Here is a 25,075-nt window from a genome sequence, read left to right on the forward strand (position 1 = left end):
CCTCGCCTCGACGAGACCGCTTTGTTCCTTAGGCCGCCGGCGAAACATCCAGTCGCGGCAATTGCACAGTCACGGAAGTACCACCGCCGGCTCGTGTGCGATACTCCGGCTCGGCCCCGCCGAACTGCCGCGCCAGCTGCTTGACGATCAGCGCACCGAGGCCGTCTTCGCCGTCAGTAGTGGCCATGCCTTTGCCGCTGTCCTCGACCGTGAGCTGGGTCACGCCTCCGTCCGGTCGATCGAAGCGCACCCAGATCGTGCCGACCTGGCCCTCATCGAAGGCGTGCTTGACCGCGTTAGTCACCAACTCGCTGAGCACGATCCCCAGGCTCGTTGCATCGCGCGCCGGGATGACCATTGCCTGAAGCTGCTTCTCGAACCTCACCGGCTTGCTTGGTGGCACGGTCGTCGCGAGATCGTCTATGACATCTGACAGGAACTCGGCCGCATCGGTGGTTTCGAGGTCAGCGCCCAGCCGCAGCCGGCGGTGACCGGAGGCGATCGCCTGCACACGCAGCTGTGCCGCCTCGAGGGCGTTGCGCACTTCGTCGGAGGACGTGCGCGCCAACTGCAGGCCGAGCAGCGATGATACGGTCGCCAGCGAGTTGCCGATGCGGTGGTTGGTGTCTTGCAACAGCGTTTCGAGCCGGGCCTGCTCGCGCTCGGCACGGCCTCGCGCCTCCTCGACCTCCGCAGTTCGTATCCGCACATGTTCCTCCAGCTCGACGTTCTGGCTGCGAAGGAGGTTCTGCTCCTCCGATAGCCTCGCGACCTTTCTCTGGGTCCGGGAGAGCAGAGCGTAGGCAAGGATGGCGGCGGCACCCAAGGCAGCGAGAATAGTGGACACCAGCAGCTGCCGGTACATCTCCATCCGACCGTTGCGCTCGACCAGTTTCCCGTCTTCATCGCCGATCACCAGGCGGAGCGATGTGCTGATCCGCTCCATCAGTTCGAGCCCGGTGTCGGAACGCAGCAGGGCCAGTGCCTCGGCACTCTGCCCGGCCGACATCAGCTCGATAGTGCGCGCCATCTCGGCGCGCTTGGCGTCGAGATCGGGCACCAGGCCCTCGATCCGGGCGCGCTGCGTGGGGTTGTCACTGAGCAGCGCCAGGAGGTGCTGGTAGGTCTGGCTCAGATTGCCGACTGCAGCGTTGTAGGGATCGAGATAGGTCTCGTCGCGGGTGATCAGGTAGCCGCGCTGCCCGGTCTCGGCATTGACGATCGCCAGCATCAACTCGCGCGCCTGGCGCCGGATCTCGTAGGTCTTGGCGATATCGGCGAGCTGGCTGTCGACGGTGCGGACCAGATAGAGCGAAGCCGCCACCGCGACGAGCACCAGCGTCATCGAGGCAATGATGGCGATGCGCCGCACCCCTCGCCGCGGCGCAGCGTAATCGATCGACTGCGTGCTGACATCAAGCATCAAGGCGCCGTTCCTCGGCCGGGATGGTGCTGGACGACCCGGCTTTGCTTGCGGGATCAAACGATCGAAAGAACTGGAGGATGCTTAGGCCGACCGGGTGGCAAGAATGCGGCTCGTTCATATCAGGGGCCGTTTCCCCTCGCCGAGCCCATCCCAGCCGGCGAGCCCGGCCAGCGCCTCAGGATCGAGCACTTCACACGCGCGATCGTGCCAGCGAATAAGCTTCCGCTCGGCGAGTTTGCGCAACGTCTTGTTGGTATGAACGATCGACAACCCCAGCGTATCGGCGACGTGCTGCTGGGTAATCGGGATCATGTGCTTGGAGGCCCGGGACTGCCCGACCTGTTCGGAGCGCTGATGCAGGAAGGCAATCAGGTAGGCAGCCCGCTCCATGGCGCTGCGGCGCCCCAGGCTCAGCAGGTTCTCGTCGAGCATGCGCTCCTCGCGCGACGCCAGCCAGGTGACATCGAAGGCAAGGCCGGGATGGTTCTCGAAAAGCGTCGGGAGGTTGTCGCGCTGGAACACGCACAGCACCACTGCGGACAGCGACTCCACCGAGTGTTCCATCTCACCGATCACCGACCCCTGCAGGCCGACCAGGTCGCCGGGCAGCAGGTAGTTGAGGATTTGCCGGCGGCCATCCTCGAGCGTCTTGAAGCGGAATGCCCAGCCCGAAAGCAGGGTGAACAGCTGGGCGCTATGCGCTCCTTCGGCGAGGATCGTCGAGCCGGGCTCGCTCACGAGTTCGCCGCGCTTGAAGGCGCTGACGAACTTCAGCTCCTCCGGAGTGAAATCCCGAAAGTGCTCGTTGTCGCGAAGCGGGCAGGCCTCGCATGGGATGCGTCGAGCGGTTGCGGCGTTGGCCAGGGTCATGCTCACAGTTCGGGCTCTGCGCAGCATGTCGGATGGGCCGACGAACGCAACTGGTAACTGTGCCGGGCGCAGCCAACCGGCATGTCATTGTTAAATGACCGATCCTGCCGAACCACCGATGGTGCGGACCATTTCCATCGCGTCATGGTCACAACCCAATGCACGGACTGCGTGTCCTCGTCGTCGAGGAAGAATATCTCGTTGCTGCCGACATAGAGGAGACGCTGCGAACTGCAGGTGCCGAGGTAGCGATCGAGCGGGACGCCGAGGAAGCGCGAGCCCTCGACCTCTCCGCCTTCGATTTCGCGGTGATCGAAGCGAAGTTCGGCAGCCCCGCCGCGCTGGCACTCAGCAATTCGCTTCGAACCGCCGGAATCGCGGTCGTCGTGACCTCTGCCGACCACGCGGTGCAGTCGCTCTTCACCGGTGCAATCCCCCTGCAGAAGCCTTTCGACTCCGCTGCCCTGCTGGCGGCCTGCGACGCCGCCCGGCGCCGCGACCCTTCGTTTCCCGAGCCCGCTTAGGTGAAACGGGGCGTCGTGGTGACCTGCGCCGACACCGCATCCGGTCCGTAGTCGGACTCGCCGGTGATCTTCAGCAGTTCCTGCAGCTTGGTACGCGCACGGCTGACGCGGCTCTTCATCGTGCCGACCGCGCATTTGCAGATCTCGGCCGCTTCCTCGTAGGAAAAACCCGAGGCGCCGATCAGGATGATCGCTTCGCGCTGGTCGTCCGGCAGCTTGTCGAGCGCGTTCCGGAAATCGCCCAGATCCAGTATGCCGTACTGAGCCGGGTGCACCGCCAGGCGTTCGGTGAACGCGCCGTCGCTGTCCTGCACCTCGCGGCCGCGCTTGCGCATCTGGCTATAGAATTCGTTGCGAAGGATCGTGAACAGCCACGCCTTCATGTTGGTGCCCATTTCGAAGCTGTCCTGCTTCGCCCAGGCCTTCATCACCGTATCCTGAACGAGGTCGTCGGCCTTGTCGTGGCGGCCGGAGAGCGACACTGCGAAAGCCCGGAGACTTGGCAGGGTCGAGAGCAGCTCACGCTTGAAGCTCGGTTTCTCGGCTTCCATGAACTACTCACCCTTCGAGGGCTTGGTCTGCTTCTCGACGGCATCGAGCTGTTCCAGCAGGTCGATGAGCTTGGAAGGGATCTGCTCGCCCTGTACTGCGCCGTAAAGCGCGCGCAGCTTGTTGCCGATGTCCGAGTTTGGCCCCAGCCCATCGTCGCGGCGGCGCGGCCGCATCATACCCAAATCATTCATTGTTGTTTTGTCTCGCATAAACCCTTAGCCCCACAGCAGGATCTGACGCCCCATACTCCAGCTGCGGCTACCTAAATGCGCCGCAGCAAAAAAAGTTCCACGCGAACGGGAACCAAGTTTTCAGCATACCGTTCTCGATCATGGTAAGCTCTAATAGCGTCACGGGAGTAGCATATCGATGTCCCTATCTACGCGGATCGCACCGCATCTTCCTTATTTGCGCAGGTTTTCGCGCGCCGTCACCGGCTCGCAGACTTCGGGCGACGCCTATGTAGCGGCAACGCTCGAGGCTTTGATTGCCGATCTGACGATCTTCCCCCAAGCGAGCAATGATCGTATCGCGCTCTACCGGTTGTATTCGGCCCTGTTCTCCAGCTCGGCCATCCGCGTACCGGAACCGAGTTCGACCTTCCCCTGGGAATCACGCGCGGCGGCCAATCTCGCCAATCTCGCCCCACGACCGCGCCAGGCGTTCCTGCTCGTCGCAGTGGAAGGCTTCACCCACGCCGAAGCCGCGGAAATCCTCGACGTTTCCACCGACGAGTTCGCTGACCTGCTCTCGCAGGCCTCCGCCGACATCTCGCGCCAGGTGGCGACCGATATCCTCATTATCGAGGACGAGCCACTGATTGCGATGGATATCGAGCAGATGGTGGAGGGCCTCGGCCACCGCGTCGTCGGTATTGCCCGCACCCACAAGGAAGCGGTGGCGCTGTACCATAAGACCAAGCCGCGGATGATCCTCGCCGACATCCAGCTCGCCGACGGATCCTCGGGCATCGATGCGGTCAACGACATCCTCCACGCCCATCCGATCCCGGTGATCTTCATCACGGCGTTCCCCGAGCGCCTGCTGACCGGCGAGCGGCCGGAGCCGACATTCCTCGTCACCAAGCCGTTCAACCCCGACATGGTGCGGGCGCTGATCAGCCAGGCGCTGTTCTTCGACGAAGGCTCGCGGGCTGCGGCCTGACGAAATCCGGACGCCCCTCCGGAGATAAGCCGGGCTCCTGCCCGGCTTCTTTTTTTGCCCGGAACCCACGACGCCGCCCGCCGTTACTCCTTGATCAACGGAGCCACGAGAATGTTGCAATACGCTCTGCTATTTCTGGTCATCGCGATCGTCGCCGGCGTGCTCGGCTTTGGTGGAATCGCCGGGACCGCCTCGGGCATCGCACAGATTCTGTTCTTCCTGTTCCTCGCCTTCCTGGTGGTCTCGCTGATCATCGGCCTGTTCCGGCGCGCTTCGTAATACCAGACGCAGAACTCGGGCCGTCCCAGCCGGGTCCGCGGTTCGAGGTGGCGGCGGCTCCATCCGAGTGGATGGAGCCGCTAGCTCCATGGGGCACAAGAACGGCCCCCGAAGCGGGCCAAGGGGGCACAAAAAAGGCCCCGCCGAAGCGGGGCCAAGTGAGGCAACTCGTTTTCAGTGCAGGCGGTTGAACCAGTCATCCACCTCGCGCTCGGCGTCTTCCTGCACCTTGCCGTAGCGCTCCTGGATTTTGCCGGCGAGTTGCTTGCGGCTGCCTTTGATGATGTCGAGGTCACTGTCGGTCAGCTTGCCCCACTGGGTCTGGACCTTACCCTTGAACTGCTCCCAGTTGCCTTCCATCTGGTTCCAATTCATTGCAAATCTCCCTTTCTCAGGTGTTGAGGAAAGGAGCCGCCGTCTTGGTGGGCTCCTGGAAAAAGAACGCCTCGCGAGGGTGTCGGTTCCGCAAAAGCCTTGCCAGTCGGCGTTGCTTTGGGTTTTGTGCGAGCGATGCAGAACCCGCTCGCCCCACCCGTCGTCGAGATCGCCGATCTTCACAAGTCCTACGGCCCGCTCGAGGTGCTCAAAGGCGTGTCGATGACCGCCCGCCAGGGGGAGGTCGTGGCACTGATCGGCTCCTCCGGCTCCGGCAAATCGACGCTGCTGCGCTGCATCAACATGCTCGAAGTGCCCGAGAGCGGCACGGTACGGGTCGGCGGCGAGGAGATTGCCCTGACCGGCAAGCCGCCGCATCGCAAGCCCGCCGACGAGCAGCAGATCCGCCGCATCCGCTCCGAGCTGGGCATGGTCTTCCAGTCGTTCAACCTGTGGAGCCACATGTCGGTGCTCGGCAACGTCATGGAGGCACCGCTCCGGGTGCAGAAGCGCGACCGTGCCGATGTGCATGCCGAGGCGCTGGAAATGCTGGCCAAGGTCGGCATCCGCGACAAGGCGGAGAACTATCCCAGCCAGCTCTCCGGCGGCCAGCAGCAGCGCGCCGCGATTGCCCGGGCCCTGTGCATCAACCCCAAGGTGATGCTGTTCGACGAGCCGACCTCGGCGCTCGACCCCGAGCTCGAGGTCGAAGTGTTGCGGGTGATCAAGCTGCTGGCTGACGAAGGGCGGACGATGATCCTCGTTACCCACGACATGCAGTTCGCCAAGACCATCGCCGACCGGGTGATCTTCCTGCACCAGGGCAAGATCGAGGAAGAGGGCACGGTGGCCGAGGTGTTCGGCGCCACCAAGTCGACCCGGCTCAAGCAGTTCCTCAGCGCGGCCGGACACGGGTGATCCGGCCTCTGCCGCGGATCGAGCCTGTGCAACAATCTTCTAATGATTGACCAACCGGTAAAAACCGATAGCGTTATCGCAATGCCCGCCTCCGCAGGGCGGCGCGACCAATCAGCCGGGGGTTGGACCGGCAAAGATACGCCGGCATCAGCCCGGCGACAGGAGAGACAATGAAGAAGTTCGTCATCGCGGCAGCGGCGGCTATTGCCATGCTCGCGACTGCGGCCAATGCCCAGGCCATTCGCATCGGTACCGAGGGCGCTTACGAGCCCTGGAACTACGTCGACGCCAGCGGCAACCTCGCCGGCCTCGACATCGACGTCATGAACGAGCTGTGCAAGCGGGCTGCCCTCGAATGCACTTTCGTGCAGACGGCCTGGGACACGATCATCCCGAACCTCAACGCCGGCAACTACGACGTGATCGCTGCAGGCATGTCGATCACCGACGAGCGCAAGCAGTCGATCAACTTCACCGCCGACTATTCCCCGCCCGATCCGTCGGGCTACATGATGCTGGCGAGCAGCACCGTCGATCCCGCCAAGCTGACCGGCGTCAAGATCGGCACCCAGACCGGGACGATTCAGGCCGACTACGCGGCTGCGAACCTTGCCACCGGCAACACGCTGCTGACGTTTGATACGGCGGCCGACGCGCTGGCCGACCTGATGGCGGGCAACATCGACGTCATCCTTGCCGACAGCTCCTATATCGACGAAGCCGTCGCCAATTCGGCTAATGCGCTCAAGACCAGCGACATCACCGTGGCGATCGGTGGCGGCGTCGGCGCGGGCGTCCGCAAAGCCGATACCGAACTGCTGGCGAAACTGGATGAAGCGCTGGCCGCGGCCAAGGCCGACGGCACCATCGACGCGCTGATCACCAAGCACTTCCCGCAGCGCAAGGGCCCGTTCTACGCCAACTGATCCAAGGGCGGCGGGCCTCGGGTCCGCCGCCCTCTGCTGCGCGGGAGCGCGATGACCGAATCCTTTGAGTTCTGGGCCTCCTACCTGACCAATGGCAGGCACCTGAACTGGTACGCCAGTTTCCAGTATACCGTCATCGCCGCCCTCCTGGGCGGCGCTTTTGCGTTGCTGTTTGGCATTGCAGGCGCCGGGCTGCGCAATTCGACCGCCCGCCCGCTACAGGTGATCGGCAGCATCTACATCAACATGGTCCGCGGCGTGCCGGACGTGCTGTTCTTCATCTTCTTCCCGCTCGCCTTCGAGCAACTGGTCGAACTGTTCATCGCGCAGGGGGTCTGCCCGCCGGGCGAGGGAACGGCCGGAGTCTGGCCGCCCTGCCCCGCTGCCAACTGGTATCTCGGCACCGGGGAGTATTTGCTGCTCGCATCGGTATCGCTGGGCATCGTCTACGGCGCGTTCACCGCCAACGTGATCTTCGGCGCGCTGAAGAGCGTGCCGCAAGGCCAGCTCGAAGCGGCGCGGGCGTTCGGCATGTCGCGCTGGCAGGTGCTCTGGCGCGTTCATATCCGGCAGATGTGGGTCTACGCGCTGCCGGGCCTCTCCAATTGCTGGCTGCTGCTCATCAAGGCAACGTCGCTGCTGTCGCTGCTGCAGATCTCGGACATCGTGCGCGGCGCCAGCCTGCTCGGCGCGCCGAACTTCAGCCGCAGCGCCGGCGTGATCCATGGCGACTGGCGCTGGGGCTACTACCTGGCGCTGCTGCTGTTCTACATCATCGTGACCTACATCTCGGAGAAGGGCTTTGCGGCCCTGACCCGCTGGGCTTCGCGCGGCATGGCGGTGGCGGGATCGACGACATGATGGAGATGCTCGCGCCCATCTGGAACGACGTGACGGTGCTGGCGCGCGCCACGCTGTTCAACCTCTATTTCGCGTTTGCATCCATCCCGATCGGCTTCGTGCTGGCGATCCTGCTGGCCCTCGGACGCGCGTCTTCGAACAAGCTGCTCGCCCAACTTTGCGGCGGCTACATCTATGCCTTCCGCGGCTCGCCCTTCTTCATCCAGCTCTTCATGTTCTATTCGCTGGCGCTGGCGCTGAATGTCACGGTGTGGAAGCCGTGGGGCGTCGACTGGTTCGTACTCAACCCGCTGTTCCTGGGCCCGCTGATCCTCGCCATGAACACCACGGCCTATACCGCAGAGATCTTTTACGGTGCGCTGCGGGCCGTTCCCAGGGGTGAACTCGAAGCCGCTCGGGCCTATGGCATGACCCGCCTCGAGCAGTTCCGGCGAGTGACATGGCCGCACCTTATCCGGCTTGCCTGGCCGGCCTACACCAACGAGGTGGTGTTCCTGTTCCACGCCACCGCCCTGGTCTATTTCACCCTGCCGGTGATCGACGGCCAGCGCGACCTGATGAGCCAGGCGGAAGACCTGTTCGAACGCGACTACAACGCCGTGCTGCACTTCTCAGTCGCGGCGGGGTATTTTCTCGCCATCTCGCTCGCGGTTTTCTTCGTCTTCGGACTCGTATACCGCCGTCTGACGCGGCACATGCCCGGCGCGCCGCCTCCCGCCCGCTTCGGGCTCATCCGCCTGACGAGGTAAGCTCTTGAGCTTTGAACGAAAAACCATAGCGCTGCGTGGCGATACCCCCGGCGCGACCACCGACTTCACCTACTACGTGATCGGCCCCAAGGACGCGCCGGAAAAGGTCCACCTGCAGGCGGCGCTGCATGCCGACGAGCACCCAGGCACCATGGTGCTGCACCACCTGCTGCCGATGCTGCGCCAGGCCGACGACCAAGGGCTGCTCCGCGCTCGCTTCACGGTGATGCCGCTGGTCAACCCACTGGGCATGGCGACGTTCTCGCTGCGCCGGCATATCGGCCGCTACGACGCCAACACCGGCATCAACTTCAACCGCCGCTGGCCCGACCTGTTCGCGGCGATCCGCTCTCAGCTCAATGGCCGGCTCTCGGATGACGAGCGCTTCAACGTCAACCTGATCCGCAAAGCCGTGTCGAACTGGATCGACGCCCAGCAGCCGCGCAACGCCAACGAGCAGCTTCGCCTGTTGGTGCTGAAGGAAGCGCATGACGCCGAGTTCGTGTTCGACCTCCACTGCGACGACGACTCGCTGATCCATATCTTCACCTCGCCCGAGCTGATGCCGGAGTTGCAGGACCTTGCGGACTGGATGGGCGCCGCGGCAACGCTGACTGCGGCTGACAGCGGTGGCGGCTCGTTCGACGAGGTGCTGCCGCAGCTCTATCGCAAGGTGGCCCTCGCCAATCCCGGCAAGCCCGTGCCGATGGCCAGCGCTACCGCGACGCTGGAATATCGCGGCCAGGCCGACGTGTTCGATCATTTTGGCGCTGACGACGCGCGACGGCTCTGGGGGTTCCTCTGCGAGCGGAACCTAGTCGATGCGGACCCGGGCGGGCGCCCGGCACCGCTCTCCGAGGCGACGCCGTTCGAGGCAACCGAGATCGTGAAGGTCGATCGACCGGGACTGGTTGCCTATCGCGTCGAACTCGGCGAGCGGGTGACCAAGGGCCAGCCGGTGGCGGACCTGATCGCGCTCGACGGGCCGGAGGCGTTCATGGGCCGTACCCCGATCCTTGCCGGGACGGATGGGCTGGTGCTGTCGCGGGTTTCGGCGAAATATGCGCCGCGCGGGGCCGGTATCATGAAGATCGTCGGCAAGACGACGCTGAGCGGCCGCAAGGGCGCGTACCTGCTCGAAGACTAGCGATCGAGGAACCGAATGATCGAGCTGAGACGCCGGGACGGCGCGCTGACAATTTATGCATCGCACGAACAGCCACCACGGGCGATGTGGATCGTCGGCTCGGTGGTGGCGGCAGCGGTGCTGTATTTCTACCTCCAGCAGCAGATCGCCGATCCGACGATCCGGCTGGTCTCGGCCGCCATCTGCATCGCAGGGCCGATCGTTGCGGCGGTGGTGCTGTACCTGAGGCCGCAGGCGACAAACATCATCACCTCGTTCGACATCGCCGCGCGCAGCATCCACTCGACGCAGAAGCTGGACCGCGGCAGCGACGTCGTCGTCGAAGTGGGCTTCGACGACGTGGTGGCGCTGAAGGTGACCGAAGATAACCCCGAGCGGCCACGGAACAACGTGCTGTCGCTGCAGCTGGCCGATGGGCAGAAGGTCAAGCTGGCGATGCAGTCCCGACAGTACTCCGAGAAGGACCAGGGCCAGGACCTGCGCAAGGTCGCGGCGTTCCTCCGCACCGAGACCGGCCTGCCGGACTAGCCAGCCCACGGCTGGCGGGTGCTCCGCAGCGTCTCGCCGGTCTTCGCGGCCTGATGCATCAGCAGCGACAGGTACTGGTCCTGCGCGCCCTCGGCATAGGAATACGGCCCCGCGCCCTGGCCCCGCGCCAGCTCGCCCATCCGTTGCATCGCCACCGCAATGGCGATCTCGTCGTCCATCAGGCGGGCATTGGGATAGGGCATGGTCCACACGGTCTCATCGCCGCAGAGCATGGCTTCGAGGGCGTAGCCGAACAGGTTGCCGTAGCGGCCGGATTCAACGCGGGTGAAGGTGCGGGTCAGTGGGTGGCCGTAGACCGGCATCACCCGGGCCTCGAGGTCGGCAATCTCGCCGCGATCACCACGGATCACGACCCGGTGCGAATGGACAGGTGAGCGGTACTGCACGTCGGTGAAATCGAACAGCCCGAGCCGGTCGCCGAAATCGAACTCGCCAAGCGTCTGGGTGGTGGGGGCGAACTGCTCGGATGCGGGCCAGTTGTAGCGGCTCGGACCCTCCAGGGCGCGGCTCTCAAAGACTTTGCCGCGGATGGTCGCGTCTTCGAAGCCGATGCCGAGGAAATGCCGCATCAGGCTGACGCCGTGGTAGCCGTGCGCCGCCGAGACCCGAGCGAAGCTGACGCTGCCGAGCGCGCCGTTGCCGATCAGCTGCAGCCGCGAGGCATGCAGCGGCTGGAGCAGATACTGTTCGGCGATGTGGAGCTGCAGCCCCTGCTCCACCAGCCGCCAGATGGCGACCATGGCCTCGACATCGAGGGCCGCCGGGGTCTCGCACAGCACAGCTAGGCCGAGACTGTGGAGCTCGGTGAGGATCGGCAGGTGCGCATCGGGCTTCACCGAGAGAACGACGAAATCGGGCTCGGCGGCCGCGAGTTCGCCATAGCCGGCGAACGCCGGAGCACCCCACTTCGCGCCGAACGCCGCCGCCTTGGCCTGGTCGCGCTGGACCACACCGCTCAGTTGGAACCGGTCCGGCAGCTCGCGGGCGATGCGAGTGAAGAACTCGGCGCGCCAGCCGCCGCCGATCATGCCGAAGCGGATGGGCGTCATCAGGCGTGGAGCCCGTACTCGCGATGGCCCAGCGCGGTCATCACGCCGCGCAGCTCGGCAAGGCCCTTGAGCCGGCCGATGGTCGGATAGCCCGGCTGGGCGCGGCGGCCGAGGTCGTCGAGGATGTCCTGGCCGTGGTCGGGGCGCATCGGGATCTGCGCATCCTCGCGGCCCTCGCGCTTGCGGCGAGCCTCTTCCTTGAGGATGGCGGCGATGAGCGCCACCATGTCGGTGTCCCCGCCCAGGTGCTCGGCCTCGTAGAACGAGCCGGCGATGGCGATGCCGTCACGCTTGACGTTGCGCAGGTGGAGGAAGTGCACCTTGGGGCCAAAGTCCTCCATGATCTGCGGCAGGTCGTTGTCGGGCCTCGCGCCGAACGAGCCGGAGCAGAGGGTCATGCCATTGGCGGGGCTGTCGACGGCGTCGAGGATCTGCTTGTAGTCCGCGGCGGTCGACATGATGCGCGGCAGGCCCAGCAGCGAGAACGGCGGATCGTCGGGGTGGCAGCAGAGGCGGACGCCGACCTCCTGGGCCACCGGCACAACCTCGCTGAGGAAATCGATGAAATGCCGGCGCAGCTGATCGGCCGAGATGTGGCCGTACTCGCTGAGATGGGCATGGACGTCGTCGAGCGTCATGCTCTCGGTCGAGCCCGGCAGGCCCATGGTGACATTGCGGGCCAGCTGTTTCTGCGCCGCGGCATCGAGACTGGCGATTCGCCTGGCGGCCTCAGCGACGATCTCGGGAGAGAAGTCCTCGGAGGCGCCCGGGCGCTTCAGGATGTGGATGTCGAAAGCGGCGAAATCGTTGATGTCGAAGCGCATGCAGGTGCCGCCATGGGCAACCTGGTAGCGCAGGTCGGTGCGCGTCCAGTCGAGCACCGGCATGAAGTTGTAGCAGACCGTGCGGAGGCCCGCCGCGGCGACATGTCGGAGGCTCTGCTTGTAGTTGGCGATCTGCTCGCGCCAATCGCCCTTCTGCTTCTTGATATCCTCGGAAACCGGCAGGCTTTCGATGACATCCCACTCGATGCCGGAGGGCGAGCCGTCCTTCTTGACGCGGATCTGCTGCTGGCGCTTGCCGATTTCCTCGGCGGTCCATATCACCCCGTTCGGCACGTGGTGCAGAGCGGTCACTACGCCTTGGGCACCAGCCTGTACGATGTCATCGATGCTTGCGAGGTCGGCCGGACCGAACCAGCGCCACGTCTGCCTCATTTGGCTTCTCCAAGCGCTTCCAACCGCGCTGACCGGTGCTAGTATGGCAGCTTGAGGGAAGTCAACATGACCATTGATTTGGAGCTGGCAAACCACCCGGGACCAGCCGGACTACGGCAGGCGACGATGGGGCTACGCGTCTACGATGCGGTGCGCGGGGCCATCGTGCAGTTGCAGCTGCGACCGGGCTACCTGCTGTCGGAGGCGGAGCTGGCGCGGCAGTTGGGCGTCTCCCGGCAGCCGGTGCGCGAGGCGTTCATCAAGTTGGCCGAGGCCGGGCTCGTCGACGTACGGCCGCAGCGCGGCACATTCGTGAAGCTGATCTCGATCCGCGAGGTGACAAACTCGCGCTTCATCCGCGAGGCCATCGAGCTGGCAGTGGTCCGCAAGGCCGCCGCAAGCATCGGCACGGCCGGCATTGCCGACCTGCGCGATATCGTCCGGGCCCAGGAGGCAGCGCTGTCCGGCGGGCTAGGCGAATTCATGCGGCTCGACGACATTTTCCACAGCGCGATTGCCGGGCATGCCGATTGCGAGCACGCATGGCGGCACATCGAGGCGCTGAAGGCTCAGCTCGACCGCGTGCGATTCCTCGGCTTCCCCGATGTGACGCCCCGGCCGATGGTGCTTGCCCAACACGCCAAGATCGTCGACGCCCTCGAGCAGGGCGACGGCGAAGCTGCGTCCGCCATGATGTGCAAGCATCTCAACGAGATCATGCCGTCGCTGCCTCACATGGCGGAAACGCATCCGGACCTGTTCGCGGACTGACGCTCAGTCCATCGCTGCTTCGAGCAACCCGCGATAGTCTTCGGCGGTGGCGAGCCGCGGGTTCGTGGCGTGGCTATGATCGGCCAGGGCCCGCTCGATCACCCAGGCGAAGTGGTCCTCTCGCACCCCCAGCACCCGCAGGCCAGCGGGAACGCCCAGGCGGCGGTTCAGCGCATCGAGTTCGAGCGACAGGTCGGCGGCGGGCGGAAAGCCCATGGCGGCCTTCAGGCGGCCGAGCTTGTCGGCGATCTCAGGCGCATTGAAGCGAAGCACCGGCGGCATCAGGATGGCATTGAGCGTGCCGTGATGCAGCGAGACGTCCTTGAGCCCGCCAAGGGCGTGGCTGAGTGCGTGCACGGCGCCGAGCCCCTTCTGGAAGGCGAGCCCACCCATCAGGGCGCCCATCATCATCTCCGAGCGCGCCGCCGCGTTGCGTCCATCGCGGCAGGCATTCTCGATCTGGCGCCAGATGCGCCCTGCCCCGTCGAGCGCAATCGCCTCGGCTGGCGGATTGACCCGCGGCGAGCACAGCGTCTCGATACAGTGGCTGAGCGCATCGAGGCCGGTAGCGGCGGTGAGACCCGCCGGCAGCCCGTAGGTCAGCTCGGGGTCGCAGATCGCCCGCTTCGGGATCAGGTGAGGCGAGATGAAGCCGAGCTTGCGACCGTCGTCAAGCGTGAGCAACGCCGCCCGACCGACCTCGGCGCCGGTGCCGGCGGTGGTGGGGATGGCGATCAGCGGCGCCACGGAGGCACCGATACGGTCGATGCCGCCATAGATCACCGCGTACTGCTCGAGCGGCCCCGGATGAGTCGCGAGCAGCGCCACGCCCTTGGCGAGGTCGATCGGCGAGCCGCCACCAATCGCGATGATGCCATCGCACCCTTCGGCGCGATATTGCTCGAGCGCGGCGATCACCGCACCCTCGGTGGGATTGGGCGGCGTATCGAGGAATACCGGTGTTTCGGCGGGCAGATGCGCCAGCGCCTCGGCGGCGAGACCGGCGGCCATTACGCCGCGATCGGCGACCAGCAGCGGCCGATTGAGCCGGAACTCCTCGACCGTGCTTGCAAGCGTTCCAAGGGCGCCCGCGCCAAACTCGATGCTCGTCAGGTAATTGATCCGCGCCATGTGCCTTATCCGTTTGCCAGTTCGATCAATACGTCCGCGTGGCAAGGCGTGCCTGCCTTGCACCAGCAGGCGAGATTATGCCCCGCCAGTTCGCTGCGGATAACTTCGCGCGATGGCGGCGGGCTGGGCGACCGGGCCGGCTCGATGGTGCCGCGCAGCCACTGGCCGCAGAGGGCGACGGCCTTTTCCTGGGCGGCAGCGTGGTCGAGCCCATAGCGCCGGGCGGTGTCGTCGATGGTGAATGGGTTGCCCCACCTACCGGGCCGCGTGATCAGCTTTGCCGGCAGCCCGTTCAGCGCCAGCGACGCTGCCTGCAGGTTGAAGCCGGCCTTGCGCGACAGCTGCATGCGTTGTGGCCGGGGCACGTGTGACGGCCCGGGCACGTGTGACGGCCTGGACATCAGCGGAGCTCCTTGTCGTAGACGAACTTCGGCATTTCGAGCTTCCAGACGATGGCAGCGACGCGCAGGGCGAAGCCGATGGCGATGGTGCCGAGCACGAGCAGATCATGCGGCACATCGAAGTACCTGCCCAAGTAGTAGAGCGTGCCAGAGACGATGGCGACCGTGGCGTAGAGCTCGGACGAGAACACCAGCGGCACTTCGGTGCAGAGGATATCGCGCATGATGCCGCCGACGATGCCGGTCATCATGCCGGCGACCACTACGATGATCGGCTGCTGCCCCATCTCCAGCGCCACGTTGCAGCCGATGATGGTGAAGGCGGCGAGCCCAAGCGCGTCGAGCAGCAGGAAAGGCCAGCGCAGCGCCGCCATGTAGCGGGCGAGAGCGATGGTGACGAACGCCGCGGCGCAGCAGATGATCAGCAGGTACGGGTTCTCGACCCAGATCAGCGGGTAGTGCCCGAGCACCAGGTCGCGCGCCGTGCCGCCGCCCAGCGCCGTGACGCAGGCCAGGACGCAGACGCCGAACCAATCCATCTTCCGCCGACCGGCAGCGAGCGCCGCGGTCATCGCCTCGGCGGTGATGGCGACATAGAAGATGATTTGCAGCAGCATGGCGTCCCCCGGGGTGCTCCCCTCGGGAGACTAGAGCAGAACCAGCCACCCCAAGGCTAGTTGGCCGATTGGATGGTGACGATCCTCACGTCGAATTCGGAGCAGCCGTCGTTCTTGCAGATGCCGTTCATCCAGACCTGCCCGTTGCCGAACATGATGCCGTCCGCATTGACGAGCACGGACGCCCAGGCCTGGTCGAGGATCGCCTGGCGAATCTCGTCGGTCAGGATGTTGTCGTAGTGCTCGGTGAACTGCTCCTCGTCGCTGAGCAGCATGTCTTCGCCGTCGGCCACGACCTTGATCGGATAGCTGACCCACTTGGCAAAGCCGGCGGCGTCACCGTCTCCGACAGCCTGCTGTATCGCATCGAACGCCGCGCGATAGGCGTTGTGATCGCCGAGGACGTTGTCGACGGTAGCGTCGGTATCTGCGTCACTTTGGGCCAGCGCCGGCGCCGCCCCGAGGCAAAGCGCCAGGGCGATGCTTGCGATCAATCTCAGCATGCTGCAACTCCTGTTGGAAACGGGTGGTCCGCCAAGCCATTGATAGCGCACAGTATGTGACGGGAACAGGTGGAGACCGGCCGAGATGCGCAGACCACAATCGATGAAGGGGCTCGAAGAGCTTGGCCGCGTGCGGCTGAGCCCGAACTTCTTCATGCGCGACTTCCTTCACTCCGAGATTGCCAGCTTCTACGGCATCCCGAACATTCCCGACGATCCCGATCTCGCCATCGAAGCCGGAAGGCGGCTTTGCGAGGAATGCCTCGAGCCGCTGATGGCACGCTTCGGGCGGATCTCGATCCGGTCCGCCTTTCGCTCGGTGGAGGTCAACCGCTTCGGCAACGAGCACAACCTCAATTGCGGGCGGAACGAGACCAATTTCGGCGGGCACATCTGGGACCGGCGCGACGCGCAGGGCGGCATTGGCGCGACGGCCTGCGTCGTCGTCCATGCGCTGATCCCCTACTACGCAGCGACCGGCCGCTGGGAGGCGCTCGGCTGGTGGATCCACGACCACCTGCCCTATGACGAGCTCGAGTTCTACCCACGGTTCGCCGCGGTGAACATCAACTGGCGCGAGTTCCGGCGTGGCCGGATCACCTCGATGATCCCGCCACGTCGAGGTCTCCTGACCAAGCCCGGAATGGCGAACTTCGAGGGGCGGCACGACGCCGAGTATGCGGAGTGGCTGGCGGGGCTGTGACGTGCCGAAGCGCCCGACGGCCTTGGGCCTCGGGGTTTCTTGTCAGTCTTGCCGTTTCCTGCGAAAGCGGCATGGGCGGGACTTCGTCCCTGTGGCGGTCGTCCGCCGAACTGTACAAGGTTGGGACTTTCGCCCCGCCCATTGCGAACGGTCTTTGGCTCGATGGTGCGCAAAGCGGACGCTTCCACCAAGCCCTGGCCAGGACGCCTCCCAACCAGCCCGAACCCTCCCCGCGACGCCGCGTAGCGCCTCACATCGGAAAGGTGGAGGGAAGGTACGAGATGGCTGGAGTGCGGGGATAAGTTCTTTGCAGGCCGATAGAGACGGCCCCCTCCCAAACGTGCCCTCCATCGACCCCCTCTCTTGCGGTGGATGGATGACAACAACCTGACGACCCGTTACCCCTTATCGCCTCACCGGAATTTGCCCATGACCACGCATCGCTTCGTTCCCACCGAATGGCACAACGTGCTCGGCACGCTCCCGCCTGCCTTCACTGTCGCGTCGGGCGACACAGTCATCACCGAGACGCTCGATGCGTGGGGATTCGACAAGGACGGCGTGCATCGCCAGCCGGGGCCCAACCCGATGAACGGGCCGATCTTCATCGAAGGGGCCGCACCCGGCGATGCGCTGAGGGTCGAGATCGTCCGGATGACGCCGAACCGGGCCACCGGTTTCACCCGCTCGTCACTCTCCGCCAATGTTGTCGACCCTGAAGCGGTGCGGGACCTGCCGTCGCGGGAAGCCGCCTACTGGTCGATCGACCGGCAAGCCGGCACCGCGCAGCTCGACCCGCCGGTAGAGGGGTTGGAGCACTTTGTGCTGCCGCTCGACCCGATGATCGGCTGCTTCGGCGTGGCACCGAGCATGGGCCAGGCCTTCTCCACCGCCACCAGCGCCGAGAACGGCGGCAACATGGATTGTCGCCGCTTCGGCCCGGGTGCGACGGTGTGGTTCCCGATAGCCGTGGAGGGCGCACTGTTCTTCCTTGGCGATTGCCACGCCGTGCAGGGTGACGGCGAAATCGTCGGCACCGGCATCGAGACCAGCTTCGAGGTCGAGGTCCGGCTGACGGTGGAAAAGGGTCGGAAGCTGGTTTGGCCGCGCGCCGAGAACGCCGAGGATATCTTCTCGGTGGGCAATGCCCGGCCGCTCGACCAGGCGCTGCAGCACGCCACCAACGACATGTTCAACTGGCTGACCTCGGACTACGGGCTGTCGAAGACCGCTGCGAGCCACCTGATGGGCCAAGTGGTGCGCTACGACGTGGGCAACGTCTACGACCCGGCCTACACGATGATCTGCCGCATCCCCAAGAAGTGGCTGCCGAGCAAGTGACCAGGCTGCGGGAAACTAACGGCAACGTATCGATTGTCGCCGCGACGCCGGTGTTGCTGGATCTCGAAGAGCAGAGCGGTGCAGCGCTAGCCGCCGCCCTGGGCGTCGAACCGCCGGCAAGCTGGCCGCCGCCCAATAACGGGCCGGAGACGCGGGCCTGGATTCGCAAGGTGCTGGCCGACAACCCCGGCGAGCCGGGCTTCGGCAGCTGGTATGTGATCGGCAACGGCCAGCTGGTCGGCAGCGCCGGCTACAAGGGACCGCCCGACGAAGCAAGAACGGTGGAAGTCGGTTACTCAATCGTCGAGGCCGCGCAGCTTCGCGGCTACGCCTCGGGCGCCGTGAACCTGCTCGTCATCAGGGCTTTTCGCGACCCGCGGATTGTAGCGGTGCGAGCCGAGACGCTGCCGGAGCTTGTGGGCTCGCAAGCGGTGCTGAAGCGCTGCGGCTTCTCGTCGGTGGGGCGGCGGCACGACCCCGAGGACGGCGAGATCCTGATGTACGCGATCAGCCGCTAACCGCCAGCTGCGGCCCGACCGTATTGCTACGTAGCGGCATATGCAGAGGACGGGCAGCTGGGCATGCGCTCAATTGTGCATTGCCCGCCAGCACCCGGCGGACCTACCCTCCCACTGTCGGGGACGGAATCACCGAGGAAGTCCAGTGCCTGGAGCCATTCGCGCATGAGCTCACCGCAAGCCTTGCCCTCCGATGCTGAGTTTGCGGCGCTGTCGGCCGCCGCCGAGGGCGTTGCGCCCGATGCGCCGCCCCGCCCGGTCCAGCTGCGACCCGGTGAAAGCACCTTCGCCTTCACCCTCGACAACGACCTGGTCAAGCTAGTGACGCTGCGACTGGGTGACGCCGGACTGGCGATAGCGGTGCGCTATGCCAGCGACGTGGTGCTCGATGAGGAGTGCCACACCATCCGGCCTGCGGCCAATCCCAGCATCGTCGCCGATGGAATGGGGCTAGTGGTGAGTTGGCGCACGCCGCTGGTCCCCGGGCTGAGCTGGCCCATGATCAGCCGCACACGCCGCTTCTGAGATTTAGCCGCCGATCTTGCCGCCCAGCTCATCCTCGATGTGGATGCGGATGATCTCGTCAAAGCTCGACTCGGCCTTGAAGCCTAGCTGGATGGCGCGCTTGGCGTCGAAGTTGCGCGGCCAGCCGGCGACCATCGAGATGATCTTGGGATCCGGCACGTCCTTGATCAGGCTGACGGCCTTGTCGCCAGCGACGCGGCGCAGCGCCTCGATTTCCTCGCCCACCGTGGTCGAGAGGCCCGGCACCGACAGGGTGCGGCGCCACCCGAGCTTCGTCGTATCGAGTTCGGCGGCGTGCGTGAGGAACCCGATCGCGGCGCGTGGGCTGGCGAACCAGTGGCGCACGTCCTTGGACACCGGCAGCACCGCTTCCTGGCCGACCAGCGGCTCGCGCAGGATGTTCGAGAAGAAGCCCGAGGCGGCGGCGTTGGGCTTGCCGGGGCGGATGGTGATGGTGGGGAGGCGAATGCCGACGCCGTCGACGAAGCCCTTGCGGGAGTAGTCGTTGAGCAGCAGCTCGCAGATGGCCTTCTGCGTGCCGTAGCTGGTGAGCGGGGTGTTGAAGAACTCATCGCCGATGGCTTCGGGGAAGGGCGCGCCGAACACTGCGATTGACGAGGTGAAGACGAGGCGCGGCAGGTAGGGCGCCTTGAGGCCTTCCTGCCGGATGGCTTCGAGGAGGAAGCGCATGCCGTCCATGTTGATCCGGTAGCCCTTGTCGAAATCGGCCTCGGCTTCGCCTGAAACGATGGCGGCGAGGTGGAAGATCAGGTCCGGGCGCGAGGCGATGAGCTTCGTGGCTTCACCGGGGGCGGAGAGGTCGGACGCGATCGCCGTCACTTCGCCGGAGAAGTCGACCTTGGTCGGCTCGATGACGTCGGCGAGCGTGAACCTGCTGATGGCCTTGCCACCCACTTGCCCCGACTTGAGCAAGGCGGACGTGAGCTTGCGGCCGACCATGCCGGCCGCCCCGATGATCAGGATATGCATGGAGTCTCCTCGATTTTGGCGGGGAGATTACCGCTCGGGGCAGCACGCGCAAGGCGGCTTTTGGTTCAATCCGAGTGGCGGAGCGGGCTACTGAGCAACGTAGCCGCCATCGACAAGGTGGTAGCTGCCGGTGATAAACGAGGCTTCCTTGGAGAGCAGGAACACCGTCAGCGCGGCGACCTCCTCGGCCTTGCCGAGCCGGCCAACCGGATGGAGCGACACGAGATGGGACTTGGCGGCGGCATCGGCGCCCGCCAGGAGCGGCGTGTCGATATAGCCGGGACCGACCGCGGTGATACGGATGCCCTTCGTAGCATACTCGAGCGCGGCGGCCTTGGTGAGGCCGACCACAGCGTGCTTGGTGGCGACGTAGGCGGGAGAGCCCTGCGTGCCGACGGCACCGAGGATCGAGGCCATGTTGACAATGGCGCCACCGCCCGAGGCAAGGATCGCCGGGATTTCGTAGCGCAGGCCGTAGAACACGCTGTTGAGGTTGACGTCGATGACCTTGGCCCAGCCATCGAGCGGATACTCGCCGGTGGGGGCGATTGGTCCGCCGATGCCGGCATTATTCACCGCGAGGTGCAGCCCACCGTAGGCCTTCGTCGCCGCCTCCACTGCCGCCTCGACGTCGGCAGCCTTGCCTACGTTGGCCACCACCGAGGTGGCCGCGTCGCCGGCGTCGGTGATCTTCTTCGCAACGGCAGCGGCGCCATCGCCGTTCAGGTCGGCGACCACCACCTTGGCGCCGCCGGCGGCCAGTTGCAGGGCGACGGCCTCGCCGATGCCCGATGCACCACCGGTGACGAGAGCGACCTTGCCAGAGAAATCGTAGGACATTTCAGTACTCCGTAGCCTCATCCTCAACGGGATGTAGGGCTGCGGAGCGACACGGAAGGCGGTGTGTGACGAACAGTGCGTTCGAGCGTCAACAGACGGTGTCGAACCGCTCGACACATGTACGGACCACCTCGTCGCCGGGGCGTTTCCACCAGTTCTCGCGGGAAAAGATCTCGACCTCCTGCGGGCCGTGGTAGCCGGCGGCTTCGATCATGGCGCGGATGGCTTTGAGGTCGATCACGCCGTCGCCCATCATGCCGCGATCGAGGAGCATGTCGGTGGTCGGGACCAGCCAGTCGCAGATGTGGTGGGCGAAGATGCGCTGCTCGCGGCCGGCGCGGGCGATGGCGGCGGCGAGGTTTGGGTCCCACCAGACGTGGTAGACGTCGATGGCGACCCCGACGCCTTCGCCCAGTTGCGCGGAGATATCGAGCGCCTGGTCGATGGTGTTCACGCAGGCCCGGTCGGCCGCATACATCGGATGCAGCGGCTCTATGGCGAGCGGCACGCCGGAGGCACGGGCGTGCGGGAGCATCGCCGCGATGCCGTCGGTGACCATCTGACGGGCGCCGGCGATGTCCTTGGATGAGCCCGGGAGGCCGCCGACGACGAGCACGAGACAGTCGGCGCCGAGGGCGGCGGCTTCGTCGATGGCGCGGAGGTTGTCGTCGATATTGGCTTGGCGGCCTGCCGCGGTGTCAGCCGGGAACATGCCGCCGCGGCAGAGGCCGGTGACGCGGAGACCGTTGGCTTTGACGATGCGGGCGGCTTCGGCGAGGCCAACGGAGGCCACCTGGTCGCGCCAAGGGGAGATGGCGGTGACGCCGTGGCGGAGGCAATCGTCCACCATCTGCGCAAAGGTCGAGCCGTTCCGCAGGGTCGCGAGGTTCATGGAGAGCTGGCGGTCGGCCATCAGGCAATCCCGTGCACGGCGAGCACCCGCTTCATCCGATCCACTGCAAGCGCTGGATCGGCCAGTACGCGGGCCTTGTCCGCCAGCCGGAAAAGCTCGCTCAAATGCTGCAGTGAGCGGGTGGATTGCTGGCCGCCAATCATGGCGAAATGGTCCTGCAAACCATTGAGATAGGCGAGGAAAACCACGCCGGTTTTGTAGAACCTCGTGGGCGCCGCGAAGATGTGGCGGCTCAGCGGCACGGTGGGCTCGAGGAGCTCGAAGAACTCGTTGTCGCTGCCGCGGCCGAGGGCGGCGAGGGCCGCCGAAGCGGCCGGGGCGATGGCGTCGAAGATGCCGAGTAGCGCGTCGGAGTGGCCCTCGGCATCGCCGGCGATCAGCTCTGCATAGTTGAAATCGTCGCCGGTATACATGCGGACGCTCTGCGGCAGGCGGCGGCGCATGGCGATCTCCTTCTCCTTCGACAGCAAAGAGATCTTGATGCCGTCGACCTTGTCGGCATGGGCGGCGATAACGTCGAGGCATACATCCATCGCGGCACTGTGGTCGGCGTGGCCCCAGTAGCCGACCAGCGCCGGATCGAACATCTCGCCCAGCCAGTGGAGGATCACCGGCTGCTTCACCTGGCTGAGGATGCGGCCGTAGACGCGGGCATAGTCGTCGGGCGACTTGGCCGCCACGGCGAGGGCGCGCGACGCCATCAGGATGATGCGGCCGCCCTGCCCTTCGACGAAGCCAATCTGCTCCTCATAGGCGCGGATGATGTCGTCGATGGTGGCATCAGGGCCGGGCATCAGGTGGTCGGTGCCGGCGCCGTAGGCGATCAGCGCGTCGGAGCGCGTGCGGGCTTCGGTCTGGGCGCGGCGGATCAGCTCCTGCGCCTCGGCCCAGCCCAGCCCCATGCCGCGCTGCGCTGTATCCATGGCTTCGGCGACGCCGAGACCGAGGTCCCACAGCCGGTGGCGGAAATTGAGCGTGGTATCCCAGTCGATCGCGGGATTGAGCCACGGATCGTTGGAAGCCAGCGGGTCGGTGACGACGTGGGCTGCGGCGTAGGCGATGCGCGGGAAATCGCTGGCGGCGTGCTTCTCGAACGGAATCGGCGTGCCGCTAAGGCGATAGGTGGTGATGCTGCGGTCGGGGTTGGGGAGCGAGATTTCCATCTCAGATCCCCAGCGCCGGGACATCCAGCCAGCGGCGTTCCTTCCAGCTCTGGAGGCCGAGCATCGCGAGCTGCACGCCCTTGGCGCCGGCTTCGAGGCCGTAGGGCCACGGCGCGTCTTCGGCGACGTGCTTGAGGAACATCTCCCACTGCGCCTTAAAGCCGTTCTGGGCCGGCCAGTTGTCGGGCACTTCTTCCCAGTTCTGGAAGAAGTCGATGGTCTGCGGCTGGTCGGGGTTCCACACTGGCTTGGGGGTGTTGACCCGGTGCTGGCTGAAGCACTTGTGGAGGCCGGCGACGGCTGAGCCGTGGGTGCCATCTACCTGAAAAGTCACGAGATCATCGCGGCGGACGCGGACGTCCCAGCTGGAATTGATGTGAGCGACGACGCCGCCGGCGAGCTGGAACGTGGCATAGGCCGCGTCGTCCGCATCGGCGGTGTAGGTGTTACCCTTCTCGTCGACGCGCGACGGAATATGCGTGGCGCCGAGGCAGCTTACCGCCTCGACTTCGCCGAAGAGGTTATCCAGCACATAGCGCCAGTGACACAGCATATCGAGGATGATGCCGCCGCCGTCGGCCTTCCTATAGTTCCAGCTCGGACGCTGCGCCGGCTGGCCCCAGTCGCCCTCGAACACCCAGTAGCCGAACTCGCCGCGCACCGACAGGATGCGGCCGAAGAAGCCCGCATCCTTGAGCATCTTCAGTTTCAGCAGGCCGGGGAGGAACAGCTTGTCCTGCACCACTCCGTGCTTCACGCCGGAGGATTTCGCCTTCTTTGCCAATGCGATAGCGGACTCGAGGTCGTCGGAGACCGGCTTCTCGCAATAGACGTGCTTGCCGGCGTCGATGGCGCGGCTCAGCAGCTCGGTGCGCATCTGGGTGGTGCCGGCGTCGAAGAACACTTCGTCTTCGGTGTCACCAAGCACTTCGTCGAGGTTGGTCGACCAGCGCTTGATCTGGTGCTTTTCGGCAAGCCGTTGAATCTTCTCGCGATCCCGGCCGACGATGATCGGATCTACGACCAGCCGGTCGCCGTTCGAGAGGGCAATGCCGCCCTGGTCGCGGATCGCCAGGATCGAACGCACCAGGTGCTGGTTGTAGCCCATCCGGCCGGTCACGCCATGCATGATCAGCCCCAGCCGCCGCTCGGCCATCGCAACCTCCTTGTCAGACTTGTTTGTAACTGCTTGGTTACTTAGATACACGTCGCTAGGATGGAGCGTCAAGTACGGCTGCGGAGGCTTGAACGAAAGAACGATTTTCGTTCGGTTCGAGTGCCGGTGACGAACCGGCCTGTTCAGCCCGGACAGCATAACCGCAACGGCGCGGGAGAGGATTTATGGCGAGCGACGTGGCAGCGGTGAAGGTTCGGCGGCGTACCGCCACGCCCGCGCCGGTGCGTCCGCGCGATGCCGAAAAGACCAAGGCGTCGATCCTCAAGGCGGCCCGCGACGAGTTCTGCGAACAAGGCTTCAACGGCGCGAGGGTGGACGCCATTGCCGACCGCGCCAAGGCCAACAAACGGCTGCTCTACCACTACTTCGGCAACAAGGAAGCGCTGTACGAGGCGGTGTTGCTGGACGCCTACCAGGAGATCCGGCGCGGCGAGCGCGAGTTGCGGATCGGCCAGTATGATCCGGTGGAAGCAATTGACCGGGTTATCCGATTTACCTTTCGACACTTCCTCGCCAACCCCTGGTTCCCCCGCTTGCTGTCTGTGGAAAACCTGCAAAATGCGAGGTTTGTCAAAAAGATAAAGAACCTCGACGAGATCCGCTCGCCCATCGTCGGCGAGTTGCACGAGATCGTAAAGCGCGGGCATGAGCAGGGCATCTTCCGGACCGACGTCGATCCGATGCAGCTCTACATCTCGATCATTTCGCTCTGCTACTTCTACGTCTCGAACATGCAGACGCTGTCGGTGGTTTTCGGCAAGGACCTCAGCCAGTTCGCGCTGATCCAGGATCGTGAAGCGCAGGCTGTGCAGATGGTGGTAGACTACCTCCGGACCCGCCGCTGAGCACTGTTCGGCAGCCCGCTGTCGTATCAAC

At 65.3% G+C, this 25,075-nt stretch carries 31 protein-coding genes; 15 read left to right on the forward strand and 16 right to left on the reverse strand.

Going from position 1 to position 25,075, the window contains the following annotated elements; genetic code table 11:
• Positions 1-28: 28 nt before the first annotated feature.
• A complete protein-coding gene (locus AC1DYL_RS01995) occupies positions 29-1,423 on the reverse strand; it encodes a sensor histidine kinase (protein ID WP_477171858.1) in 1,395 nt (464 codons plus the stop codon).
• A 117-nt stretch (positions 1,424-1,540) separates the two neighbouring features.
• The gene (locus AC1DYL_RS02000; protein ID WP_477172026.1) at positions 1,541-2,296 is read right to left on the reverse strand and encodes a Crp/Fnr family transcriptional regulator; all 756 of its coding nucleotides are present in this window, start codon (positions 2,294-2,296) and stop codon (positions 1,541-1,543) included.
• A 158-nt stretch (positions 2,297-2,454) separates the two neighbouring features.
• Between AC1DYL_RS02000 and AC1DYL_RS02005 the strand changes: the two genes are divergently transcribed.
• Positions 2,455-2,820 (forward strand): response regulator, encoded by a 366-nt coding sequence (locus tag AC1DYL_RS02005; RefSeq protein ID WP_477171859.1) that lies wholly within the window; start codon positions 2,455-2,457, stop codon positions 2,818-2,820.
• Here the strand turns inward: AC1DYL_RS02005 and AC1DYL_RS02010 are convergent.
• The gene (locus tag AC1DYL_RS02010) at positions 2,817-3,371 is read right to left on the reverse strand and encodes an RNA polymerase sigma factor (RefSeq protein ID WP_477171860.1); all 555 of its coding nucleotides are present in this window, start codon (positions 3,369-3,371) and stop codon (positions 2,817-2,819) included. The two genes, AC1DYL_RS02005 and AC1DYL_RS02010, sit on opposite strands and share 4 nt — an antisense overlap.
• Before the next feature lie 3 nt (positions 3,372-3,374).
• Positions 3,375-3,548, reverse strand: a complete 174-nt coding sequence (locus AC1DYL_RS02015) for a NepR family anti-sigma factor (RefSeq protein WP_477148681.1) — start codon at positions 3,546-3,548, stop codon at positions 3,375-3,377.
• 193 nt (positions 3,549-3,741) lie between these two features.
• Between AC1DYL_RS02015 and AC1DYL_RS02020 the strand changes: the two genes are divergently transcribed.
• Both AC1DYL_RS02020 and AC1DYL_RS02025 read left to right on the forward strand, forming a co-directional pair.
• Positions 3,742-4,536 carry a response regulator gene (locus AC1DYL_RS02020; RefSeq protein ID WP_477148680.1) on the forward strand — a complete coding sequence of 265 codons (795 nt, stop codon included), beginning with the start codon at positions 3,742-3,744 and terminating at the stop codon, positions 4,534-4,536.
• Positions 4,537-4,647: 111 nt separating this feature from the next.
• A complete protein-coding gene (locus AC1DYL_RS02025) occupies positions 4,648-4,815 on the forward strand; it encodes a DUF1328 domain-containing protein (protein ID WP_477148679.1) in 168 nt (55 codons plus the stop codon).
• A 174-nt stretch (positions 4,816-4,989) separates the two neighbouring features.
• Here the strand turns inward: AC1DYL_RS02025 and AC1DYL_RS02030 are convergent, their stop codons facing one another.
• Positions 4,990-5,190, reverse strand: a complete 201-nt coding sequence (locus tag AC1DYL_RS02030; protein ID WP_477156512.1) for a CsbD family protein — start codon at positions 5,188-5,190, stop codon at positions 4,990-4,992.
• A 135-nt stretch (positions 5,191-5,325) separates the two neighbouring features.
• Here AC1DYL_RS02030 and AC1DYL_RS02035 point away from each other — a divergent pair, with 135 nt between their 5' ends.
• From AC1DYL_RS02035 to AC1DYL_RS02060, 6 genes are all read left to right on the forward strand, one after another.
• Positions 5,326-6,108: an ABC transporter ATP-binding protein gene (locus AC1DYL_RS02035; protein WP_477171861.1), complete on the forward strand. Its 783-nt coding sequence runs from the start codon at positions 5,326-5,328 to the stop codon at positions 6,106-6,108.
• Positions 6,109-6,278: 170 nt separating this feature from the next.
• Positions 6,279-7,034 carry a transporter substrate-binding domain-containing protein gene (locus AC1DYL_RS02040; RefSeq protein ID WP_477148676.1) on the forward strand — a complete coding sequence of 252 codons (756 nt, stop codon included), beginning with the start codon at positions 6,279-6,281 and terminating at the stop codon, positions 7,032-7,034.
• A gap of 51 nt (positions 7,035-7,085) precedes the next feature.
• Positions 7,086-7,895, forward strand: coding sequence for an ABC transporter permease subunit (locus AC1DYL_RS02045; protein ID WP_477171862.1), 810 nt, complete (start codon positions 7,086-7,088; stop codon positions 7,893-7,895).
• Positions 7,892-8,644, forward strand: coding sequence for an ABC transporter permease (locus AC1DYL_RS02050; protein WP_477171863.1), 753 nt, complete (start codon positions 7,892-7,894; stop codon positions 8,642-8,644). The genes AC1DYL_RS02045 and AC1DYL_RS02050 overlap by 4 nt, the downstream gene beginning before the upstream one ends.
• A 4-nt stretch (positions 8,645-8,648) precedes the next feature.
• Positions 8,649-9,791, forward strand: a complete 1,143-nt coding sequence (locus AC1DYL_RS02055) for a succinylglutamate desuccinylase/aspartoacylase family protein (protein WP_477171864.1) — start codon at positions 8,649-8,651, stop codon at positions 9,789-9,791.
• A 15-nt stretch (positions 9,792-9,806) separates the two neighbouring features.
• Entirely contained in the window at positions 9,807-10,319 is a 513-nt protein-coding gene (locus AC1DYL_RS02060; protein ID WP_477171865.1) for a hypothetical protein, read from the forward strand.
• Here the strand turns inward: AC1DYL_RS02060 and AC1DYL_RS02065 are convergent.
• Both AC1DYL_RS02065 and uxuA read right to left on the reverse strand, forming a co-directional pair.
• Positions 10,316-11,389 carry a Gfo/Idh/MocA family protein gene (locus AC1DYL_RS02065; protein ID WP_477171866.1) on the reverse strand — a complete coding sequence of 358 codons (1,074 nt, stop codon included), beginning with the start codon at positions 11,387-11,389 and terminating at the stop codon, positions 10,316-10,318. The two genes, AC1DYL_RS02060 and AC1DYL_RS02065, sit on opposite strands and share 4 nt — an antisense overlap.
• Positions 11,389-12,606 (reverse strand): mannonate dehydratase, encoded by a 1,218-nt coding sequence (gene uxuA / locus AC1DYL_RS02070; protein ID WP_477171867.1) that lies wholly within the window; start codon positions 12,604-12,606, stop codon positions 11,389-11,391. The genes AC1DYL_RS02065 and uxuA overlap by 1 nt, the downstream gene beginning before the upstream one ends.
• 66 nt (positions 12,607-12,672) lie before the next feature.
• On the opposite strand from uxuA, the gene AC1DYL_RS02075 reads away from it, so the two are divergent.
• The gene (locus AC1DYL_RS02075) at positions 12,673-13,377 is read left to right on the forward strand and encodes a GntR family transcriptional regulator (RefSeq protein ID WP_477171868.1); all 705 of its coding nucleotides are present in this window, start codon (positions 12,673-12,675) and stop codon (positions 13,375-13,377) included.
• Positions 13,378-13,380: 3 nt separating this feature from the next.
• Here the strand turns inward: AC1DYL_RS02075 and AC1DYL_RS02080 are convergent, their stop codons facing one another.
• The 4 genes from AC1DYL_RS02080 to AC1DYL_RS02095 are packed head-to-tail and all read right to left on the reverse strand — an operon-like array spanning position 13,381 to position 16,029.
• Positions 13,381-14,508 carry an iron-containing alcohol dehydrogenase gene (locus tag AC1DYL_RS02080; RefSeq protein WP_477171869.1) on the reverse strand — a complete coding sequence of 376 codons (1,128 nt, stop codon included), beginning with the start codon at positions 14,506-14,508 and terminating at the stop codon, positions 13,381-13,383.
• A gap of 5 nt (positions 14,509-14,513) precedes the next feature.
• Entirely contained in the window at positions 14,514-14,909 is a 396-nt protein-coding gene (locus tag AC1DYL_RS02085; RefSeq protein WP_477171870.1) for a DUF4326 domain-containing protein, read from the reverse strand.
• Positions 14,909-15,526 (reverse strand): trimeric intracellular cation channel family protein, encoded by a 618-nt coding sequence (locus AC1DYL_RS02090; protein WP_477148666.1) that lies wholly within the window; start codon positions 15,524-15,526, stop codon positions 14,909-14,911. Before AC1DYL_RS02090 ends, AC1DYL_RS02085 begins: the two co-directional genes overlap by 1 nt.
• 56 nt (positions 15,527-15,582) lie before the next feature.
• A complete protein-coding gene (locus AC1DYL_RS02095) occupies positions 15,583-16,029 on the reverse strand; it encodes a hypothetical protein (RefSeq protein ID WP_477171871.1) in 447 nt (148 codons plus the stop codon).
• A gap of 85 nt (positions 16,030-16,114) precedes the next feature.
• On the opposite strand from AC1DYL_RS02095, the gene AC1DYL_RS02100 reads away from it, so the two are divergent.
• The 4 genes from AC1DYL_RS02100 (at position 16,115) to AC1DYL_RS02115 (ending at position 19,116) form a co-directional block, all read left to right on the forward strand.
• Positions 16,115-16,732 carry a hypothetical protein gene (locus AC1DYL_RS02100; RefSeq protein ID WP_477171872.1) on the forward strand — a complete coding sequence of 206 codons (618 nt, stop codon included), beginning with the start codon at positions 16,115-16,117 and terminating at the stop codon, positions 16,730-16,732.
• Between the two features lie 429 nt (positions 16,733-17,161).
• The gene (locus AC1DYL_RS02105) at positions 17,162-18,073 is read left to right on the forward strand and encodes an acetamidase/formamidase family protein (RefSeq protein ID WP_477171873.1); all 912 of its coding nucleotides are present in this window, start codon (positions 17,162-17,164) and stop codon (positions 18,071-18,073) included.
• Positions 18,070-18,591, forward strand: coding sequence for a GNAT family N-acetyltransferase (locus AC1DYL_RS02110; protein WP_477171874.1), 522 nt, complete (start codon positions 18,070-18,072; stop codon positions 18,589-18,591). Before AC1DYL_RS02105 ends, AC1DYL_RS02110 begins: the two co-directional genes overlap by 4 nt.
• A gap of 165 nt (positions 18,592-18,756) precedes the next feature.
• Complete coding sequence (locus tag AC1DYL_RS02115) at positions 18,757-19,116, forward strand: hypothetical protein (RefSeq protein ID WP_477171875.1); 360 nt, start codon at positions 18,757-18,759, stop codon at positions 19,114-19,116.
• 3 nt (positions 19,117-19,119) lie between these two features.
• Here AC1DYL_RS02115 and denD read toward each other — a convergent pair whose 3' ends face one another.
• The 5 genes from denD to AC1DYL_RS02140 all read right to left on the reverse strand — a co-directional run bounded on the left by denD (position 19,120) and on the right by AC1DYL_RS02140 (position 24,178).
• Positions 19,120-20,106 carry a D-erythronate dehydrogenase gene (denD, locus tag AC1DYL_RS02120; protein ID WP_477171876.1) on the reverse strand — a complete coding sequence of 329 codons (987 nt, stop codon included), beginning with the start codon at positions 20,104-20,106 and terminating at the stop codon, positions 19,120-19,122.
• An 87-nt stretch (positions 20,107-20,193) separates the two neighbouring features.
• Positions 20,194-20,946, reverse strand: coding sequence for an SDR family NAD(P)-dependent oxidoreductase (locus AC1DYL_RS02125; RefSeq protein ID WP_477171877.1), 753 nt, complete (start codon positions 20,944-20,946; stop codon positions 20,194-20,196).
• 88 nt (positions 20,947-21,034) lie between these two features.
• Positions 21,035-21,859: a sugar phosphate isomerase/epimerase family protein gene (locus AC1DYL_RS02130; protein ID WP_477171878.1), complete on the reverse strand. Its 825-nt coding sequence runs from the start codon at positions 21,857-21,859 to the stop codon at positions 21,035-21,037.
• Positions 21,859-23,022 (reverse strand): dihydrodipicolinate synthase family protein, encoded by a 1,164-nt coding sequence (locus tag AC1DYL_RS02135; RefSeq protein WP_477171879.1) that lies wholly within the window; start codon positions 23,020-23,022, stop codon positions 21,859-21,861. Before AC1DYL_RS02135 ends, AC1DYL_RS02130 begins: the two co-directional genes overlap by 1 nt.
• 1 nt (position 23,023) lies before the next feature.
• Positions 23,024-24,178: a Gfo/Idh/MocA family protein gene (locus tag AC1DYL_RS02140; RefSeq protein ID WP_477156493.1), complete on the reverse strand. Its 1,155-nt coding sequence runs from the start codon at positions 24,176-24,178 to the stop codon at positions 23,024-23,026.
• A gap of 185 nt (positions 24,179-24,363) precedes the next feature.
• Between AC1DYL_RS02140 and AC1DYL_RS02145 the strand changes: the two genes are divergently transcribed.
• Entirely contained in the window at positions 24,364-25,044 is a 681-nt protein-coding gene (locus AC1DYL_RS02145) for a TetR/AcrR family transcriptional regulator (RefSeq protein ID WP_477156492.1), read from the forward strand.
• Positions 25,045-25,075: the final 31 nt, after the last annotated feature.

The sequence above is a fragment of the Devosia sp. P1_H9 genome, from assembly GCF_056405135.1.

Bases quoted from the DNA above. Each gene is read 5' to 3' on its own strand.
- AC1DYL_RS02115 (WP_477171875.1), top strand. From the start codon at position 18,757: ATGAGCTCACCGCAAGCCTTGCCCTCCGATGCTGAGTTTGCGGCGCTG.
- AC1DYL_RS02065 (WP_477171866.1), bottom strand. From the start codon at position 11,389: ATGACGCCCATCCGCTTCGGCATGATCGGCGGCGGCTGGCGCGCCGAG.
- denD (WP_477171876.1), bottom strand. From the start codon at position 20,106: ATGCATATCCTGATCATCGGGGCGGCCGGCATGGTCGGCCGCAAGCTC.
- AC1DYL_RS02085 (WP_477171870.1), bottom strand. From the start codon at position 14,909: ATGTCCAGGCCGTCACACGTGCCCGGGCCGTCACACGTGCCCCGGCCA.
- AC1DYL_RS02025 (WP_477148679.1), top strand. From the start codon at position 4,648: ATGTTGCAATACGCTCTGCTATTTCTGGTCATCGCGATCGTCGCCGGC.
- AC1DYL_RS02020 (WP_477148680.1), top strand. From the start codon at position 3,742: ATGTCCCTATCTACGCGGATCGCACCGCATCTTCCTTATTTGCGCAGG.
- AC1DYL_RS02040 (WP_477148676.1), top strand. From the start codon at position 6,279: ATGAAGAAGTTCGTCATCGCGGCAGCGGCGGCTATTGCCATGCTCGCG.
- AC1DYL_RS02095 (WP_477171871.1), bottom strand. From the start codon at position 16,029: ATGCTGAGATTGATCGCAAGCATCGCCCTGGCGCTTTGCCTCGGGGCG.
- AC1DYL_RS02045 (WP_477171862.1), top strand. From the start codon at position 7,086: ATGACCGAATCCTTTGAGTTCTGGGCCTCCTACCTGACCAATGGCAGG.
- uxuA (WP_477171867.1), bottom strand. From the start codon at position 12,606: ATGAGGCAGACGTGGCGCTGGTTCGGTCCGGCCGACCTCGCAAGCATC.
- AC1DYL_RS02080 (WP_477171869.1), bottom strand. From the start codon at position 14,508: ATGGCGCGGATCAATTACCTGACGAGCATCGAGTTTGGCGCGGGCGCC.
- AC1DYL_RS02100 (WP_477171872.1), top strand. From the start codon at position 16,115: ATGCGCAGACCACAATCGATGAAGGGGCTCGAAGAGCTTGGCCGCGTG.
- AC1DYL_RS02000 (WP_477172026.1), bottom strand. From the start codon at position 2,296: ATGACCCTGGCCAACGCCGCAACCGCTCGACGCATCCCATGCGAGGCC.
- AC1DYL_RS02050 (WP_477171863.1), top strand. From the start codon at position 7,892: ATGATGGAGATGCTCGCGCCCATCTGGAACGACGTGACGGTGCTGGCG.
- AC1DYL_RS01995 (WP_477171858.1), bottom strand. From the start codon at position 1,423: ATGCTTGATGTCAGCACGCAGTCGATCGATTACGCTGCGCCGCGGCGA.
- AC1DYL_RS02135 (WP_477171879.1), bottom strand. From the start codon at position 23,022: ATGGAAATCTCGCTCCCCAACCCCGACCGCAGCATCACCACCTATCGC.
- AC1DYL_RS02060 (WP_477171865.1), top strand. From the start codon at position 9,807: ATGATCGAGCTGAGACGCCGGGACGGCGCGCTGACAATTTATGCATCG.
- AC1DYL_RS02130 (WP_477171878.1), bottom strand. From the start codon at position 21,859: ATGGCCGACCGCCAGCTCTCCATGAACCTCGCGACCCTGCGGAACGGC.
- AC1DYL_RS02125 (WP_477171877.1), bottom strand. From the start codon at position 20,946: ATGTCCTACGATTTCTCTGGCAAGGTCGCTCTCGTCACCGGTGGTGCA.
- AC1DYL_RS02035 (WP_477171861.1), top strand. From the start codon at position 5,326: ATGCAGAACCCGCTCGCCCCACCCGTCGTCGAGATCGCCGATCTTCAC.
- AC1DYL_RS02105 (WP_477171873.1), top strand. From the start codon at position 17,162: ATGACCACGCATCGCTTCGTTCCCACCGAATGGCACAACGTGCTCGGC.
- AC1DYL_RS02015 (WP_477148681.1), bottom strand. From the start codon at position 3,548: ATGATGCGGCCGCGCCGCCGCGACGATGGGCTGGGGCCAAACTCGGAC.
- AC1DYL_RS02005 (WP_477171859.1), top strand. From the start codon at position 2,455: ATGCACGGACTGCGTGTCCTCGTCGTCGAGGAAGAATATCTCGTTGCT.
- AC1DYL_RS02145 (WP_477156492.1), top strand. From the start codon at position 24,364: ATGGCGAGCGACGTGGCAGCGGTGAAGGTTCGGCGGCGTACCGCCACG.
- AC1DYL_RS02140 (WP_477156493.1), bottom strand. From the start codon at position 24,178: ATGGCCGAGCGGCGGCTGGGGCTGATCATGCATGGCGTGACCGGCCGG.
- AC1DYL_RS02075 (WP_477171868.1), top strand. From the start codon at position 12,673: ATGACCATTGATTTGGAGCTGGCAAACCACCCGGGACCAGCCGGACTA.
- AC1DYL_RS02090 (WP_477148666.1), bottom strand. From the start codon at position 15,526: ATGCTGCTGCAAATCATCTTCTATGTCGCCATCACCGCCGAGGCGATG.
- AC1DYL_RS02010 (WP_477171860.1), bottom strand. From the start codon at position 3,371: ATGGAAGCCGAGAAACCGAGCTTCAAGCGTGAGCTGCTCTCGACCCTG.
- AC1DYL_RS02030 (WP_477156512.1), bottom strand. From the start codon at position 5,190: ATGAATTGGAACCAGATGGAAGGCAACTGGGAGCAGTTCAAGGGTAAG.